Here is a 14762-nt window from a genome sequence, read left to right as displayed (position 1 = left end):
GCCGCCCACCGTCTACGAACGGAAAATGGCAGCACGTGAACCTATCGTTGTGTCCGAAATTACTTGACCACCACAGCTTGCTTGGGGATAAACGACGGAACGGGCTAGATACAGTGGCCCGTTACCCTCGCTGCCTTGGACCCCACCCATCCCCACCCTGCCCGTGAGGGCAGGGCATCCCCACCCCCCGCCCGCCCAGGCGGGAGCGAGAGAGTTCGAGCGAGAGGATCGATTTCCGAGCCTCCTGAACTCGAAAGGCTTTATATGTCTCATCTTTTGCTGCAAACAATTGCTGGTACCGTTGGGCCTGTTCCTCAGACATGACCATCCTCGCGTCTGCATTGCGTTTCCGCAACTGTACAATGGGCCTGTTATCAAATACACCAATTTCTGCCGCCCGCAGACGCCACTGTTGCGAAACTGTCAGTGTTCAGACCCAATTCCGCACGCGTCCGAGAGCGTGTTCGCGACAGCGCTGTGTGCCGCGCCTGTCGAACTCGTACGCCTGTCGTCTCCGCGTTCCAGCAAGCGGTAGGCCGTCGTCCGTGAAATCCCGAGATCGCGCGCAGCGCGGCTCACGTTATAGCCGTTACGCTCCAAAGACACGCGCAGCGCGGCCAACGTGTTGATACCCTCGGCGGCGTCCTCGCCGGCGATACAGCCAGGCGATGCTCGAATCCCAGGTCCAGCGGCGAGATCCGGTAGCCCTCCGCTATCACCAGGGCACGTCGTACACGATTGATCAGCTCGCGCACTTTGCCTGGCCAGTGGTAGCTTGCGATCGTGCGCAATGCGGCGTCGGAAAACCCCGCAATTGGTTGCGAGCTTTCGTGGGCAAACAAGTGGCGGAAGTGCTCGGCAAGAACGACCACGTCATCGCCTCGCGCACGCAACGGCGGCACGGTCAACGGAAGGACCGTGAGACGGTGGAACAGGTCCAGGCGGAACGCAGCGGTTGTCGAGTCCCGTTTGATCATAAACGCGTTTAAGGAATAGCTCTGGCCGCTTCTGCTGCCATTCCTTGAGTGCGAAAATGGGTGTTTTGCTGCCGATGGCGCGTTGTGGAATGTGGTGGTTGTACAGCTTCAAATAGTTCAGTAAACTGGCTTGCAGGTCGGCCCTGCTATCGAAACGAGTTTGCGGCAGCAATTCGTTAATGCGGCCGTTGAAGCGTTCGACCATGCCGTTGGTTTGCGGATGGCGCGGCGGCGCCAGGCGATGTTCTGCAGGCAGGGCTCCGCAAGCGACGTCGAAAGCGTGCTTGCCGCTGGGCTTCTTGTCTTTGGTGGTGAAACGGTCGGTAAATTGCGAGCCGTTGTCGGTGAGGATCTTGCTGATCTTGATGGGCGAAGCCAGCTTGAGCCGATGCAGGAAATCGACACTGCTTGCCTCGGTCATGTCGCCGTAGATGTGCATGAAAACCCAGCGCGTTGCACGGTCGATGGCGACGAATAGATAGCGGCGCGAGGTCTCGTCCGGCATCTACGGCAAATACTTGATATCGATGTGAATGAAGCCTGGTTCGTAATCCTTAAAGGTCTTCTTCGGCGTGATCTTTTCGCCTTCGGCAGTCGCAATCAAGTCCGTCAGACGCGACATGCCTTCACGCTTTAGCAGGCGCGCAATGCCCGCTCGCGAGACGGCCGGATTGATGTACTGTTTTGTGGATGAACAGCAGGTCGTCGAGCGGCAGATAAAGCGACTGCCGCAGAGCCAGGACAATCGCTTCCTGGGCCTGGCTCAACGTCGTATGCAGGGTATGGGCACGGTGCGAACTCCTGGACATCGTCGCGTCCCAGCCACTTCTGTGCAGTGGCTCGCGTGATGTTGAAAACCTTGGCCGCTTCCTTGGAAGACAGGCCGGAATCCTTGATTTCCTGGCGGATCTTCGTTGTGGTACGGGCCTGCGGATTAATGCGTGAACTCATGCTGCCAACTGCTCCTGCTGCGATTGAATGTCGGGACTGCTGAACCTAGCAATCAAGTCGCCCAGCATAGCTTTTGTACGAAACAACGGCCAGCTACGGCAAGGAATATGATCGCACGATACTAAACACTTAGGAGCGGCCTGACCGACCTCGCCACTTTGCCACAAAAAATTTCTCGGGCGCACGCGTGACTGCGTTTCTATGTCGCTCATGAGCCGTTGTAATATTTTATGGTTCGCCACGGCTTTGTTGCACAAACCAAGGCTAGGTCAGCGAGGAAGCTGACGGTCTGGTAGACTGGTCGGGCCTGATTTACGCAACAAAGCTGACCGAATTGGAAACTAGCAAAATTCTTCCGCGCAATTTTCTCTCTTTAACCTCCCTAAATGAAAGAAAATTGCGCGAGTTAACCGTTTATTGTAGAACCTATTGTCTACTTTGAATTTGCGAATCGTCTTTTAACATGCGCCAATAAATAATATTTTCTTTATTTATTAGGTTTTAGCACGACTTTGGTCCACCCTTCCGCACGTTTATCAAAATTCCGATAGGCATTCGGTGCATCATCTAATGCAAGCTGGTGTGAAATGATCTGCGAAGGCGTTGCTTTACCTTTATGGATCAATTTTGCCAAATAACGGTTGTAATGCTTGACGTTGGCTTGGCCGGTGCCAATCTTCTGACCCTTGAACCAAAAATTGCCGAAATCGAAGGCAATTTTACCTTCCTTTCCTAACGCGTCTGGACTCTTTGGATCTTGTGGGATGAATACACCAACTACGCCAATGCCGCCAGTAGGCTTGACCGTCTGTACCAAGTTATTCATTGTTAAATTTGGCACTTCCTTACCGTGCTTGTCGCAACATTGATAACCAACGCATTCGCAGCCGCAGTCGACACCTTCGCCGTTAGTAAGGTTCAAGATTTTCTCGACGCCGGCGCCTCCGGTGTCGTCGATCGCCACCGCGCCCATCTTTTCGGCCAGAGCCAAACGATCCTTGTGCGTGTCCACGACGAAAACTTCGCTTGCGCCTTTAATGAACGCAGACATGGCCGCCATTAGGCCGACCGGGCCGGCGCCGTAGATCACGACCGATTCACCCGGCTTGAGGCCAGCCAATTCGGTAGCGTGGTAGCCGGTCGGGAAAATGTCCGACAACATCACGTAGTCATTTTCCTTTTCCTTAGCGTCTTCCGGCAGCACCAAGCAGTTGTAATCGCCGAACGGCACCCGTAGCAGTTCGGCCTGGCCGCCGCTGTACGGACCCATGCCGGCAAAACCGTAGGCAGCCCCGGCCGTGCCTGGGTTTGCCGTAAGGCAAAAGCCGGACAAGCCCCGTTCGCAGTTTTGGCAAAAGCCGCAGCCGATGTTGAACGGTAGACAGACAACGTCGCCGACCTTAACGCGTTCGACGGCGTTGCCGACCTCGATGACTTCACCCATGTTTTCGTGGCCCAAAATACGGCCCGTTTCCATGTTGGTGCGGCCTTCGTACATGTGCAGGTCGGACCCGCAGATGTTAGTTGTCGTGATACGGACCAAGACGTCAGTCGGCTTTTCAATCTTGGCGTCCGGCATGTCTTTAACTTGGACGTCGCACGGACCATTATAAACGAGTGCCTTCATGATTTTCCTTTCAGGGCGAGGGTAAATTCTTCGCAAATAGCGGCGTTAGGGAAGAAAGGTATAACAAATTTCTTCACGAGTGCGCACTGTTGAAAGCGGCTTTGTTGCGTAAATCAGGCCCGACCAGCGTAGAGCGCGTAAGTCTGGCAGTCTGATCAGATGAAACCAGCTCCACAGAAGTACCGCACGACGGCTCTGTCGCATTAGCGGAGCCGTCATTGGGATCGTGTAAACTTTGACGCCCAAAACTGTGGACGCCCTGTCATGCTCAACTTCAAAGGAATGCGTTTCCCGGTCGATGTCATCGTGGTCTGCATCCGATGGTATGTGGCCTAGCCGCTGAGCTACCGGCACCTTGAAGAGATGATGGAAGAGCGCGGCGTGTCGGTTGACCATTCGTCGATCAACCGGTGGGCAATCCGCTTCCTACCGCTCATCGAGAAATTGGCCCGCAATCACAAGCGCCCGGTCAGCGGCAGTTGGCGTATGGACGAGACGTACATCAAGGTCAAGGGCGTCTGGAAATATCTCTGCCGCGCTGTCGACAAGCAGGGCAAGACCGTCGACTTCCTGCTCACAGCGAAGCGCGACATGGCAGCGGCCAAGCGCTTCTTCGACAAGGCCATGGGAGCGAACGGCGATCCGGACAAGGTAGCGATGGACAAGAGTGGTGCCAACAAGGCGGCAATCGATGCAATCAATGCCGGCCGCGATCTACCGATCCTGGTGCACCAAGTCAAATACCTCAACAACATCGTCGAGCAGGACCATCGCGCCATCAAACGGGTGACCAGGCCGATGCTCAACTTTAAATCGTTCCGGTCTGCTGGCGCCGTGCTCGCCGGCATCGAGCTGATGCACATGATCCGCAAGGGCCAGTTCGCCGTCGATGCGGCGCCCATCTCATGCGCCGACCAGTTTTATGCATTGGCAGGACAGGTCCGTCCAGTGTAAGCCGCGGCTATGTTCAGCACGAGAAATCTGGGCTGCGCTGAACAACGCGACAGAACCGCGCTACCGCCACTATCTGCCATGATCTTACCCTGCGCGATGAATCTGTCTTAAGATATCGTCGTTCCGCGCCCGCTGCAAGCGCGCACTGAATCGAACGGCGGCACGATCACGGTGCCGGCAGGTGTGTAGTATCTTGTTTGATCCAGGCCCATCAGAACCCGCCTTTGGTCCACGCACTTTTGGAGATCCAGCATGTTCACAACAATCCTGCTCAACAAGAACGATGACGGCACGACCACTGCCCAGGTTACCCAGCTCGACGACGCGCAGTTACCAGCCGATGGCGATGTCACAGTTCGCGTCGACTATTCGACAATTAACTACAAGGACGGCCTGACCATCACCGGCAAGGCGCCTGTCGTGCGCAGCTGGCCGATGGTGCCCGGCATCGATGGGGCCGGGGAGGTCATTGCGTCGTCGCATCCGGACTGGAAGGCGGGCGACGAATTCATCCTGAACGGCTGGGGTGTCGGCGAATCGCACTGGGGTTGCCTGTCGCAGCGTGCCAAACTGAAAGGCGGGTGGCTGATCCCACGGCCGCCGGGCATGTCGGCCAGGACCGCGATGGCAATCGGGACGGCGGGCTACACCGCGATGTTGTGCGCGATGGCACTGCAAGAGCAAGGTGTCGACAAGAACAGCGGCGACATCCTAGTGACCGGCGCATCGGGCGGCGTCGGCAGCATTGCGATTGCGATCCTCGCCGGCTGGGGCTACCGCGTGGTCGCGTCCACCGGTAAGCTGGCCGAGGCCGATTACCTCAAGTCCCTCGGCGCGGTCGAGGTCATCGATCGCGCGGCACTGTCCGCTCCCGGCAAGCCGCTGCAGAAGGAACGCTGGGCCGGGGTCGTCGATTCCGTCGGCTCACACACGCTGGCCAATGCGGTCGCACAGACCCGTTATGGCGGCACCGTCACGGCATGCGGGCTGGCCCAGGGGATGGATTTCCCGGCGTCAGTTGCGCCATTCATCCTGTGCAGCGTCAAGCTGATCGGCATCGACAGCGTGATGGCACCCCTGCCGAAACGCGTGGCAGCATGGGAGCGGCTGGCGAACGAACTGGACGCCAATAAATTGGAAACGATTACGCAGGAAATCGGATTGGCGGAGGCGCTCGCCCATGCGCCGGAGCTGCTCGCCGGGAAGGTGCGTGGCCGGCTGGTGGTGAACGTTAATTCCTGAGTAAAGCACACGGGCTGCGTGGTGCGGTGCCGGTCACGTTCAGCTCGTCTTCCTCCCTGCGGAAAATAGTTCGCAAATTACCTGAAGGACAACGTTACCTGCTCTGGTACACAAACGGAGGCAAGGCCTTCAGCGCATCCTTCGTCGCCCCAGGCAAGGTCAGCTGTTTATTTTGGAGCTTCAACTGCTCCGTCGGGACGGCAAGCTCCCGTTTGCCCATGCCCAGGAACCCACCCACACCGATAATCGCAAACGAGGCCGCAGGCGTGCTGCCCGCCTTGCTTGGAGAAATGATCAGGTCGTCGACCTTGCCGATCTTTTCGTTCTTGTCATTGACCACCGTCTTGCCGAACAGGTCTCGCTTGGCGTGAGGTAGCCTGAGATTTTCGGACACTCTTGTTTGGTAGAGTTGCACCGACAGGAGCCCTTTATGAAGAAATTGAAGAAGACGTACCCCACCGCGCTGCGCGAAGAAGCTGTGAAGCTGGTTTTGACGCAGGGCCTTTCAATCGAGCAGGCAGCAGCTGGCGTGAGCATTCCCAATGGGACGCTCGCCAATTGGGTGGCCGCAGCCCGCCGTGGTCCATCAGAAGTGACGCCGCCAGGTAGCCGCACGGTGGCCGAACTGGAAGCCGAAAACGCGCGGCTGCGCAAGGAGTTGGCGGCGATGTTGGCGCTGATTGAAATCTGACCCACCCGGATGGCAGTATTTTTTTCGACAGGGAGAGTTCATAGGCAGCGTAGATAGGGGGAGCAGGGACGGGCATAAAATTATTAAAATACATATTTACAAATCTAGATATGGAGAATAGAATTTGCATGCCCGTGAAGTAGCGACGCGCCGGACACACAGACCGAAGCGACGTTGTAACGCGCGGGGCGGCTAACCTGCGCCAGCCAAAGGCTGGCTCACTGTTCCCATCCCTCAATAGAAGGAGACCCAAAATGACCCATGTTGTCCGTTTTCATCAGATCGGCGGCCCCGAAGTCTTGCAGATCGAAGAGCTCGAAGTTGGCGCTCCGGGCTCCGGCGAGCTGCGCATCCGCGTCGAGGCGATCGGCCTGAATCGCGCGGAAGCCATGTTCCGCTCGGGTGTGTACCTGGAGCCGACACAGCTGCCGGCCCGGCTCGGCTACGAAGCTTCCGGCATCGTCGAGGCGCTGGGCAGCGGCGTTCACGGCTTCGAGGTTGGCGAAGCGGTCAGCGTGATTCCGGCTTTTTCCATGAACAAGTTTGGCGTCTATGCCGAGCAGGCGATCGTGCCGGCCACGGGGGTTCTGAAGCGGCCGGCGGGCGTCGGCGCGGTGAAGGGGGCGGCGATCTGGATGCAGTATCTGACCGCCTATGGCGCACTGATCGAGATTGCCCAACTCAAGCGCGGTGATGCGGTGATCATCACGGCGGCTTCGAGCAGCGTCGGCTTGGCCGCGATCCAGATCGCCAACAGCGTCGGCGCCATTCCGATCGCGACGACCCGGACACGCGCGAAGGAGGCGGCGCTACGCGAGGCGGGGGCGGCGCATGTGATCGCCACCGAGGAGCAGGACCTGGTCGCGGAGGTAATGCGGATCACCGACGGTCGCGGCGCGCGCATCGCCTTCGACCCGGTCGCGGGGCCGCAAGTCGAAACACTGGCGCAAGCGATGAGTCAGCAGGGCCTGCTTTTCATCTATGGCAATCTCAGCGGTCAGGAGACGCCGTTCCCGGCCTTGGCAGCGATGAACAAGGCCCTGAGCGTGCGCGGCTACACGCTGTTCGAACTGACCGGTGATCCGCAACGCTTGGCGCCTGCGCAAGCTTTTATCACGCGCGGCCTCGAGGCCGGACAGCTGAAGCCGATCATTGCCAAGACCTTCCCCTTCGAGCAGATCGTCGAAGCGCACCGTTACATGGAATCGAACCAGCAGTTTGGCAAGATCGTCGTCACCGTATCTCGGTAGAGGCAGTTCGTGAAAGACCAGGAGAGGGCAGAGTCGCCTTTCCCGCGACTGCGGAAATGACTCGACGCTGCCCCTTCATCCCCGCCACGCTGGAGCTGGGCGGCAAATATCGCGTTGGGCATTACTGGAATGCGTCACGCATGGTAATATCGTCGTAACAACAGGAGGCACGTCATGGTCAAAGTAGCGTTGTTCGTTCGTCTGGAAGCAAAGCCTGGGAAAGAGAAAGAGGTAGAGAACTTTCTCTTGGATGGCCTTCCAATAGTGCAGGAAGAGCCAGCCACTACGGCGTGGTTCGGAATCCGCTTGGGGCCGTCCACCTTTGGCATCTTTGATGCCTTCCCGGATGAAGCAGGTCGGCAGGCTCATCTTTCGGGCAAGGTCGCAGCGGCGCTTATGGCAAAGGCTGCCGAGCTGTTTGCCAAACCGCCGTCAATCGAGAAGGTTGACGTCCTGGCGGCCAAGCTACCCGGCTAAGCAAACCCAACAAGGCGCTCCAGTCGCGTCCCTACCGCTTTGCGGCGGCAGGGACGCGACTGAGCTTGGACGTCCACCGGCCTGTTCTAAACGGAGCGCTCGAGAGGTGCCTGTCCAGGCACTAGCATCTACTTATCTACAAACGCAAATATATAGGTACTTACACATGAAAGATTCCATTCTTTTCGAAAGCACCACGCTGGGCCCCTACAGCCTGAAAAACCGCATCGTCCTGCCGCCGCTGACCCGTTCGCGTAGCTCGCAGCCAGGCAACATTCCCAATGACCTGATGGCGACCTACTACCGCCAGCGTACCGGTGCCGGCTTCATGGTCACCGAGGGCACCCAGATCGAGCCGCGCGGCCAGGGCTACGCCTGGACCCCGGGCATCCACAGTGCCGAACAGATCCTCGGCTGGCGCAAAGTGACCGATGCGGTACACGCCGAGGGCGGCACCATCTTCGCCCAGCTCTGGCATGTCGGCCGGGTCTCGCACACCTCGTTGCAACCCAATGGCGAAGCCCCGGTGGCGCCATCGGCGATCCCGGCCGAGGGCGTCAGCGTATTCATCGAGACAGGTCCCGGCACCGGCGCCCTGGCGCCGCCTTCGATGCCACGTGCACTGACCACCGCCGAGGTCAAGGAGCTGGTACAGCTCTATGCACAGGCCGCTCGCAACGCCCTCGACGCCGGTTTCGACGGCGTCGAAATCCACTCCGCCAACGGTTATCTGATCAACCAGTTCATTTCCGCGCACAGCAATCAGCGCGACGACGAGTACGGCGGCTCGTTGCAAAATCGCCTGTGCTTCCTCCGTGAGGTGACCCAGGCGGTGGCCGCGGTGGTCGGTAAAGACCGGCTCGGCGTGCGTTTCGCCCCGTTGTTCGCCAGCACCGACGAGGCCCGCGTATATCTCGGCCTGGTCGAAGAAAACCCACACGAGACCTATGTCGAAGCGGTCAAGGTGCTGGAAGAAGTCGGCATCGCTTACCTGTCGCTGGCCGAGGCGGATTGGGAAAACGCACCGGAGCTGCCGGAAAGCTTCCGCAGCGCGGTGCGCGAGGTCTTCAGCGGGCGCATCCTCTATGCCGGCAAATACACCGCCGAGCGAGGCAAGCGTGTGCTCGAGGCGGGCTGGGGCGATCTGGTAGCATTCGGCCGTCCGTTCATCGCCAACCCGGACCTGCCCAAGCGAATTGCCAATGGCTGGCCGCTGAACCCGGTCGATCCGGCCAGCATGTACGGCGGAACCGCTGTCGGCTACACCGACTATCCGACCTATGGCGAATAGTCCGCTCGAGGTGCCGGCCCCCCGAGCGATAGGTTCGGGGGCCGGCGCATTGACAGTTGAGCGGGCATATCGTAATATCGCAAAAAATAGTTATCGTGTTGACCTATGAGTATCGACGTAAGCGAAGCGCTGAAGGCGCTAGACAACCCAACCCGCCTGAACATCCTCTGTTGGCTGAAGGATCCGCGTCATCATTTCCCCGAGCAGGAGGTGGATCCTGAGCAGGTCGGTGTCTGCGTGAGCATCATCCAGGATCGGGTAGGCCTGTCGCAGTCGACCGTCTCGCTGTATCTCGCTGCCTTGCAGCGGGCGCAACTGGTGACCTCACAACGCATCGGTCCCTGGACTTATTACAAACGCCATGAGCAGAACATCGCGGCGTTCCAGGTGGCCTTGAAAGCGCTGATTTGATGCCTGCTCGCAGGCGTTTTTTCAGCCCTTAAAAATCTATATTTTGAAATATGTAGGATAGAAGATGTTAACTCCGAATTCCATTCCCTATCAGCAACAACCTGGCTTTCAGCACACCTACCGCCAAGGCCGCCTGAGCCTAGGTCTTTTCTTCCCCCTCGAAGCCTTTACCGGCGATACGCCGAGTATGCTCGACCAAGTGAACCTGGCCCAACGCGCCGAGAAGCTGGGTTTCTCTGCCCTCTGGTTTCGCGACGTGCCGTTACGCGACCCCAGCTTCGGTGATTCGGGCCAGGTCTTCGATCCCTGGGTCTACCTGGGTTTTATGGCGGCACACACTCGCTCGATTGCGCTGGGCACCGCGTCGGTCATCCTGCCAATCCGCAATCCCCTACACACCGCCAAGGCCGCAACTAGTGTCGATCAGCTCAGCGGTGGCCGCCTGTTACTCGGCGTGGCTTCCGGTGACCGTCCAGTAGAGTTTCCGGCATTCGGTGTCGACCCGGAGCAACGCGACAGCCTGTTCCGCGAATACCTCAAGGTATTTCGCGAGGTTCAGCGCAGCAGTTTCGTGTCTTTGACCTGGTCCGGCGGCACGCTTGAGGGGGCCGATCTGATTCCCAAGCCGACCACGGGGGAAATTCCTTTCTTCGTCACCGGCCATAGCCGCCAGACGCTGGAGTGGATCGCCCGCTGCAGTCATGGCTGGATCAGCTATCCGCGTGCACCGAAGGCTCAGCAGCTGATTGTCGAGGACTGGCGCACGGCGGTTCGTGCCGAATGTGGTGAACTGTTCAAACCCTTCACCCAGTCGCTATACATCGACCTGACAGATAACCCGCAGACACCACCTCGGCCGATCCACCTGGGCTATCAACTGGGGCGACATCACCTGATCCCGCTGCTGCACAGCTTGCAGGAGATCGGCGTTAACCATGTGATCATCAATTTGAAATACGGCCAACGCCCCGCAGGTGAGGTCATTGAGGAACTCGGTCAGTTCGTTCTACCTGACTTCGTCATGTCAGCATAAGCCGGCGTGGTGAGGCATCAAATCATTATCCGCGGGGATTGCTCATGAGTTTCAAGGCCAACATCAGCGTGTAACATTTCGGGAGAGAGCAGTCCTTGAGTTCCGCGACATCTAATGATGAGGCTTGCGAGGCAAAATGACGGATCTTGGTATCGACGATACCCTCGAAGATCGCATCCAAATCGCCGAACGCCTCCAGCCAGGCCCAGGACAGGTGTTCGATTAACACCTCCAGGTGTTTGCGAGAAGGCTTCCTGGGTGACTGCTTGAGAGGTGAGCGCGTGCAAGATGTTTGATGGCTTGATGTTCACGATAGCTGATGGTCGATCAGGCGCTCCGCCGCGACGCGACCGCTAATGGCCGGATGGCATCGTCGCAGCGGGGGCCAGCCCCGCAAAGCGCTTCTGCATGCCCCCGCGCGACGCCGGGGTACGCCCTGAACGGGCGACCTCGCATCCGCTCGGCTCAAATCGCCCCGGCCCGGCAGCTCAACGCGCGCGCCCGGTTTGGCGGGCGCAGTTGCGGCAGTCGGTTGCTATGACGTTCAGAACAGGTCGGGCTCGTCGTCGCGTTTCTTGTCATCGACCCCGTTGACGTTAACCATGCATACCCGATCGGCATGGTGGTTGAGGATCTGGGCGTAGTAGGTGGCCTCGAAGCGGTGATACAGCTGCACCAGCACATCGGCCACGGCGGCGGCGGCTTCGTCCGACAGCGTCGGCAACTCGATCTCCAGCATGACTGTTGGCCGCCGAACCCTGCGCGGCGACGGGCTCATTTTCTTCTTCATCATGATCGGCTCCTAAGCGTGGCCGCGGCTATTGCGCCGCGTCGAATTGGTGGCGGAACTGGGCGCCGCGAACACGTCCAGATACAACTTGTCGTCGAGGCTGGGCAATTGGCGCTGCGCCGCCACAGCCAGCAATTGCGCCGCCATGTTGGTCATCACGCGATAGTTGCCGCCGGCGCGTTCGCACAGCGTGTGCTTGAGCGTCGCGCTCATCAACGTGGCGGCCCCGGCGCTGTCGAGCAGATGATTCAGGCAGGCACTCAACTCCTCCCGTGACGCGTAGTCCAGGGCCAGCCGGACCCGGATGCGGGTGCCCAGCGGCAGCAATTCATCGCGCGCCAGGGCATCGGACAAGCGTCCGTCGCCGGCCAGGATGACGGCCAGCAGGGGTTGCGAGTCGAAGCGTGCCGACGCCAGCAGCCGCAACTCAAGCAATGTCTTCGGGCTCATCTCCTGGGCTTCGTCGATCAGCAGGCAGCAGCGCACGCGGGTCGCCGCAAGATGGCTGACCCAGCGCTCACGCAAGGTCTTGAAGCCGCCCCAGTGGTTGCTGGGCTTGAGCGCGACACCAAACACTTCTGCCAGCTCGCGGTAGAAGTCACCCAGATTGCTTTGTGGATGATTGAGCACGCCGACCGTCAAGTCGGCCTGGCGCTCAAGCCGGTCGGCCAAGGCGCGCAGCACCACGCTCTTGCCGGTGCCCGGGTCGCCCGTGATCAGGGCGAAGCCGCCTTCGCGCACATGGACGTTCTCGATGCGCCAGAGGAAGTCGCTGATCTTCGGCGACAGATACAAGGCTTCGCTGGGCAACTCGGTGCTGAAGGGATTCCACTTCAGGCCATACTGGGTCAACAGGATGCGGTTCATGCTTTGTGCTCCGGGTCGTGACAGGTTTCATCGAGCTCAAGATAGGCCGGCGGCACGCCCGTGGCGGCGAATTGCGCCTGCCAGTGGCGCATCAGCGGAGCGCGGCCATCGCCTTGCCGGGCGCTTTTACGTTCGCCTTTGAGCGCCGTCACCGGCAGCGATGAAACGCCCATGGGTTGGGGGATCGGCCGGCGCCGGCCATCGGCGTGCCGGGTCTTGTCCAGCGGATAGATGGCCTGCACGTCCCCGCTACGGGGATCGACGATGTCGGCGCAACTGCGATCCCAGCGCGCATAGCGCAGGCGCAGTTCACGCAGGTGGCCGAACACTTGCGGGATCTCGAAGCGGATGCCGTCCAGCGATACGGTGCCATCGCTGCGGCGTTGGGTGCGTTTGACCTCGATGCAGAAGTGGCGCCGCAAGGCTGCCGAATCGGGACAGTCGCGCATCACGCTGGGGCCGGCGATGAACCGTTGCAGCGGCGTGGCGCCGTTCAATTCCCGGTGCGCTGAAGATCGCAATCCTGATTGAGGAAGGATTTGAGCAAGTCGAAATGGTCGAGCCTCGTAAGGCGCTCGACGAAGCCGGCGCAGAGACGCGCATCGTCTCGCCTAGGAATAAGCACGTCCACGCTTGGAACTTCACGAAATGGGGAGACGAGTTCCCGGTCGACGTCGCCCTTGACCACGCCAAGCCCCAAGATTTCGACGCGCTCCTCCTGCCAGGCGGCGTCTTGAACCCGGATGCGCTTCGGACGGAGCCGAAAGCGGTGGCTTTCGCAAAGGCCTTTTTCGATGACGGCAAGCCGGTGGCAGCGATCTGCCACGGCCCGTGGACCATCATCGAGACCGGCGCGGCGCACGGCCGACGCTTGACCTCTTGGCCGTCGCTCAAAACCGACCTAAAGAATGCCGGAGCGGACTGGGTGGATCAGGAGGTGGTCGTCGACCAAAACCTGGTCACGAGCCGCAACCCCGACGATATCCCCGCATTCAATCGGGAAAAGATCAAGCTGTTTTGCACTGCGCGCGGGCAGCGGCATGCTGAGTGATATCGTGAGGAGCGCAAGCGAGAACATGGAACGGCGCCGGTTCGGTTGCATGAGGCGCGACGTCGCGGTAATCGGCCAGGGCACCTGGTACATCGACGAGGCCGACCGTGCCGCCGCGTTTAGAGATCATAGGGGGTTCCCGTCAATACCCGCAAACGGCATCAACAAGGAGGCAGGCATGGTCAAAACAGCGTTGTTCGTCCGGCTCGAAGCGAAGCCGGGCAAGGAGCAGGAAGTCGAAAGCTTCCTGATGGGCGGACTGCCGCTCGTCGAGCAGGAACCCGCGACGATCGCGTGGTTCGGTCTGAAAATCGCGCCGTCGGTGTACGGCATCTTCGATGCGTTCCCCGACGACGCCGGCCGCCAGGCGCACCTGTCGGGCAAAGTAGCCGAGGCGCTAATGGCGAAGGCGCCTGATCTCTTCGCCAAATCGCCGGAAATCATGAACATCGATGTACTCGCGGCGAAGCTGCCATCGTAGCCGCGTCGGGTTCGGGTGCGGGACTTCCTTGCGTCGCAACGCATGAACACCCTGCCCGTCGATCAAACCGCGGAAAGCCAGCGCGGCTTCGGGCGCGTACGAGGCGCGCGAGAACACAACCTCAAGAACGTCGATGTCGATATTCCGCGCGACGCGCTCGTCGTGTTTACCGGCGTGTCCGGCTCGGGGAAGTCGTCGCAAGCGTTCGGCACGCTCTACGCGGAGGCGCTGCGGCGCTATTTCGAGGGTTCTGTCGCGTTAGCGATTCAACGACACAGCAGTCGCTACTAAGTCACGTGACACTTACACGGGGCGGACTTGTCGTGCCAACGCATAAAACTGGTCGGCAAACGAATTGTCGCGTTGGTGTGCAAAGGGGATGAAGAGCAAGGTCTTGTATACGGCAATTCAGTGACACATTGCAGACCTTTTCTAGATTTGCTTTGTAAGGCCAGTGTATAACGTGCCGAATTCTGCGAGCTTCCCATTCGAGGAGAACGCCGCCGGCAGCCAGCTGCAAAATACAGGGGAAACCAGCCGAGATTGGCTTAGCGCCCGATTCTTCCGAATTCTGTGCGTTCCCCTACCAGAATGCTGTGGTCTAATTTGCTCGGACACCTCGATAGGTGGAAAATACACCACCTGAGGAGTTGAACATGACAACAAGAA

General features: G+C 59.4%; 15 protein-coding genes and 4 pseudogenes. 11 read left to right on the top strand and 8 right to left on the bottom strand.

Going from position 1 to position 14762, the window contains the following annotated elements; all coding sequences use genetic code 11:
• Positions 1-423: 423 nt before the first annotated feature.
• The 3 genes and pseudogenes from ACP7B7_RS31040 to ACP7B7_RS31030 all read right to left on the bottom strand — a co-directional run bounded on the left by ACP7B7_RS31040 (position 424) and on the right by ACP7B7_RS31030 (position 3555).
• A complete protein-coding gene (locus ACP7B7_RS31040; RefSeq protein WP_426079268.1) occupies positions 424-606 on the bottom strand; it encodes a helix-turn-helix domain-containing protein in 183 nt (60 codons plus the stop codon).
• 267 nt (positions 607-873) lie between these two features.
• A pseudogene (locus ACP7B7_RS31035) lies at positions 874-1928 on the bottom strand (IS481 family transposase).
• Positions 1929-2415: 487 nt separating this feature from the next.
• Positions 2416-3555 (bottom strand): glutathione-independent formaldehyde dehydrogenase, encoded by a 1140-nt coding sequence (locus tag ACP7B7_RS31030; protein ID WP_426079266.1) that lies wholly within the window; start codon positions 3553-3555, stop codon positions 2416-2418.
• Positions 3556-3819: 264 nt separating this feature from the next.
• On the opposite strand from ACP7B7_RS31030, the pseudogene ACP7B7_RS31025 reads away from it, so the two are divergent.
• Positions 3820-4509, top strand: a pseudogene (locus ACP7B7_RS31025) (IS6 family transposase).
• 252 nt (positions 4510-4761) lie between these two features.
• Complete coding sequence (locus ACP7B7_RS31020) at positions 4762-5751, top strand: MDR family oxidoreductase (RefSeq protein WP_426079265.1); 990 nt, start codon at positions 4762-4764, stop codon at positions 5749-5751.
• Between the two features lie 94 nt (positions 5752-5845).
• Here ACP7B7_RS31020 and ACP7B7_RS31015 read toward each other — a convergent pair whose 3' ends face one another.
• Positions 5846-6145 (bottom strand): PRC-barrel domain-containing protein, encoded by a 300-nt coding sequence (locus ACP7B7_RS31015; RefSeq protein WP_426079264.1) that lies wholly within the window; start codon positions 6143-6145, stop codon positions 5846-5848.
• A gap of 36 nt (positions 6146-6181) precedes the next feature.
• Between ACP7B7_RS31015 and ACP7B7_RS31010 the strand changes: the two genes are divergently transcribed.
• The 6 genes from ACP7B7_RS31010 to ACP7B7_RS30985 all read left to right on the top strand — a co-directional run bounded on the left by ACP7B7_RS31010 (position 6182) and on the right by ACP7B7_RS30985 (position 10904).
• A complete protein-coding gene (locus ACP7B7_RS31010) occupies positions 6182-6442 on the top strand; it encodes a transposase (RefSeq protein ID WP_426079263.1) in 261 nt (86 codons plus the stop codon).
• Positions 6443-6696: 254 nt separating this feature from the next.
• The gene (locus ACP7B7_RS31005; protein ID WP_017735052.1) at positions 6697-7692 is read left to right on the top strand and encodes a zinc-dependent alcohol dehydrogenase family protein; all 996 of its coding nucleotides are present in this window, start codon (positions 6697-6699) and stop codon (positions 7690-7692) included.
• 174 nt (positions 7693-7866) lie between these two features.
• Entirely contained in the window at positions 7867-8169 is a 303-nt protein-coding gene (locus ACP7B7_RS31000; protein WP_100429706.1) for a putative quinol monooxygenase, read from the top strand.
• A 166-nt stretch (positions 8170-8335) separates the two neighbouring features.
• A complete protein-coding gene (locus ACP7B7_RS30995) occupies positions 8336-9460 on the top strand; it encodes an alkene reductase (protein WP_100429705.1) in 1125 nt (374 codons plus the stop codon).
• Between the two features lie 105 nt (positions 9461-9565).
• Entirely contained in the window at positions 9566-9871 is a 306-nt protein-coding gene (locus tag ACP7B7_RS30990; protein ID WP_100429704.1) for an ArsR/SmtB family transcription factor, read from the top strand.
• A 64-nt stretch (positions 9872-9935) separates the two neighbouring features.
• A complete protein-coding gene (locus ACP7B7_RS30985) occupies positions 9936-10904 on the top strand; it encodes an LLM class oxidoreductase (RefSeq protein WP_426079262.1) in 969 nt (322 codons plus the stop codon).
• Positions 10905-10956: 52 nt separating this feature from the next.
• On the opposite strand, the pseudogene ACP7B7_RS30980 reads toward ACP7B7_RS30985, so the two are convergent.
• The 4 genes and pseudogenes from ACP7B7_RS30980 to ACP7B7_RS30965 form a co-directional block, all read right to left on the bottom strand.
• A pseudogene (locus tag ACP7B7_RS30980) lies at positions 10957-11175 on the bottom strand (hypothetical protein); the annotation flags it as partial.
• 273 nt (positions 11176-11448) lie between these two features.
• Positions 11449-11697 carry a hypothetical protein gene (locus ACP7B7_RS30975; RefSeq protein WP_273028730.1) on the bottom strand — a complete coding sequence of 83 codons (249 nt, stop codon included), beginning with the start codon at positions 11695-11697 and terminating at the stop codon, positions 11449-11451.
• Positions 11698-11706: 9 nt separating this feature from the next.
• Positions 11707-12561, bottom strand: coding sequence for an ExeA family protein (locus ACP7B7_RS30970; RefSeq protein ID WP_426079261.1), 855 nt, complete (start codon positions 12559-12561; stop codon positions 11707-11709).
• Positions 12558-13082: a hypothetical protein gene (locus ACP7B7_RS30965; protein ID WP_426079260.1), complete on the bottom strand. Its 525-nt coding sequence runs from the start codon at positions 13080-13082 to the stop codon at positions 12558-12560. The genes ACP7B7_RS30970 and ACP7B7_RS30965 overlap by 4 nt, the downstream gene beginning before the upstream one ends.
• Positions 13083-13114: 32 nt before the next feature.
• Between ACP7B7_RS30965 and ACP7B7_RS30960 the strand changes: the two genes are divergently transcribed.
• The 3 genes and pseudogenes from ACP7B7_RS30960 to ACP7B7_RS30950 form a co-directional block, all read left to right on the top strand.
• On the top strand, positions 13115-13612 hold the full coding sequence (locus ACP7B7_RS30960; RefSeq protein ID WP_426079259.1) for a type 1 glutamine amidotransferase domain-containing protein: 498 nt from the start codon (positions 13115-13117) through the stop codon (positions 13610-13612).
• A gap of 178 nt (positions 13613-13790) precedes the next feature.
• Positions 13791-14093 carry a putative quinol monooxygenase gene (locus ACP7B7_RS30955; RefSeq protein WP_426079267.1) on the top strand — a complete coding sequence of 101 codons (303 nt, stop codon included), beginning with the start codon at positions 13791-13793 and terminating at the stop codon, positions 14091-14093.
• 42 nt (positions 14094-14135) lie between these two features.
• Positions 14136-14339: pseudogene (locus ACP7B7_RS30950) on the top strand (hypothetical protein); the annotation flags it as partial.
• Positions 14340-14762: the final 423 nt, after the last annotated feature.

Source organism: Janthinobacterium sp. PSPC3-1 (assembly GCF_049896105.1).
In the GTDB taxonomy this organism is placed as follows: domain Bacteria; phylum Pseudomonadota; class Gammaproteobacteria; order Burkholderiales; family Burkholderiaceae_D; genus Janthinobacterium.
Note: the sequence above shows the minus strand (reverse complement) of the source record. Positions and strands in the feature narration are given on the sequence as shown.

What these genes read in the sequence shown, in the direction of transcription:
- ACP7B7_RS31030 (WP_426079266.1), bottom strand. Translation starts at nt 3,555, where the DNA reads ATGAAGGCACTCGTTTATAATGGTCCGTGCGACGTCCAAGTTAAAGAC.
- ACP7B7_RS31020 (WP_426079265.1), top strand. Translation starts at nt 4,762, where the DNA reads ATGTTCACAACAATCCTGCTCAACAAGAACGATGACGGCACGACCACT.
- ACP7B7_RS31010 (WP_426079263.1), top strand. Translation starts at nt 6,182, where the DNA reads ATGAAGAAATTGAAGAAGACGTACCCCACCGCGCTGCGCGAAGAAGCT.
- ACP7B7_RS31005 (WP_017735052.1), top strand. Translation starts at nt 6,697, where the DNA reads ATGACCCATGTTGTCCGTTTTCATCAGATCGGCGGCCCCGAAGTCTTG.
- ACP7B7_RS31000 (WP_100429706.1), top strand. Translation starts at nt 7,867, where the DNA reads ATGGTCAAAGTAGCGTTGTTCGTTCGTCTGGAAGCAAAGCCTGGGAAA.
- ACP7B7_RS30995 (WP_100429705.1), top strand. Translation starts at nt 8,336, where the DNA reads ATGAAAGATTCCATTCTTTTCGAAAGCACCACGCTGGGCCCCTACAGC.
- ACP7B7_RS30990 (WP_100429704.1), top strand. Translation starts at nt 9,566, where the DNA reads ATGAGTATCGACGTAAGCGAAGCGCTGAAGGCGCTAGACAACCCAACC.
- ACP7B7_RS30985 (WP_426079262.1), top strand. Translation starts at nt 9,936, where the DNA reads ATGTTAACTCCGAATTCCATTCCCTATCAGCAACAACCTGGCTTTCAG.
- ACP7B7_RS30975 (WP_273028730.1), bottom strand. Translation starts at nt 11,697, where the DNA reads ATGATGAAGAAGAAAATGAGCCCGTCGCCGCGCAGGGTTCGGCGGCCA.
- ACP7B7_RS30970 (WP_426079261.1), bottom strand. Translation starts at nt 12,561, where the DNA reads ATGAACCGCATCCTGTTGACCCAGTATGGCCTGAAGTGGAATCCCTTC.
- ACP7B7_RS30960 (WP_426079259.1), top strand. Translation starts at nt 13,115, where the DNA reads ATGGTCGAGCCTCGTAAGGCGCTCGACGAAGCCGGCGCAGAGACGCGC.
- ACP7B7_RS30955 (WP_426079267.1), top strand. Translation starts at nt 13,791, where the DNA reads ATGGTCAAAACAGCGTTGTTCGTCCGGCTCGAAGCGAAGCCGGGCAAG.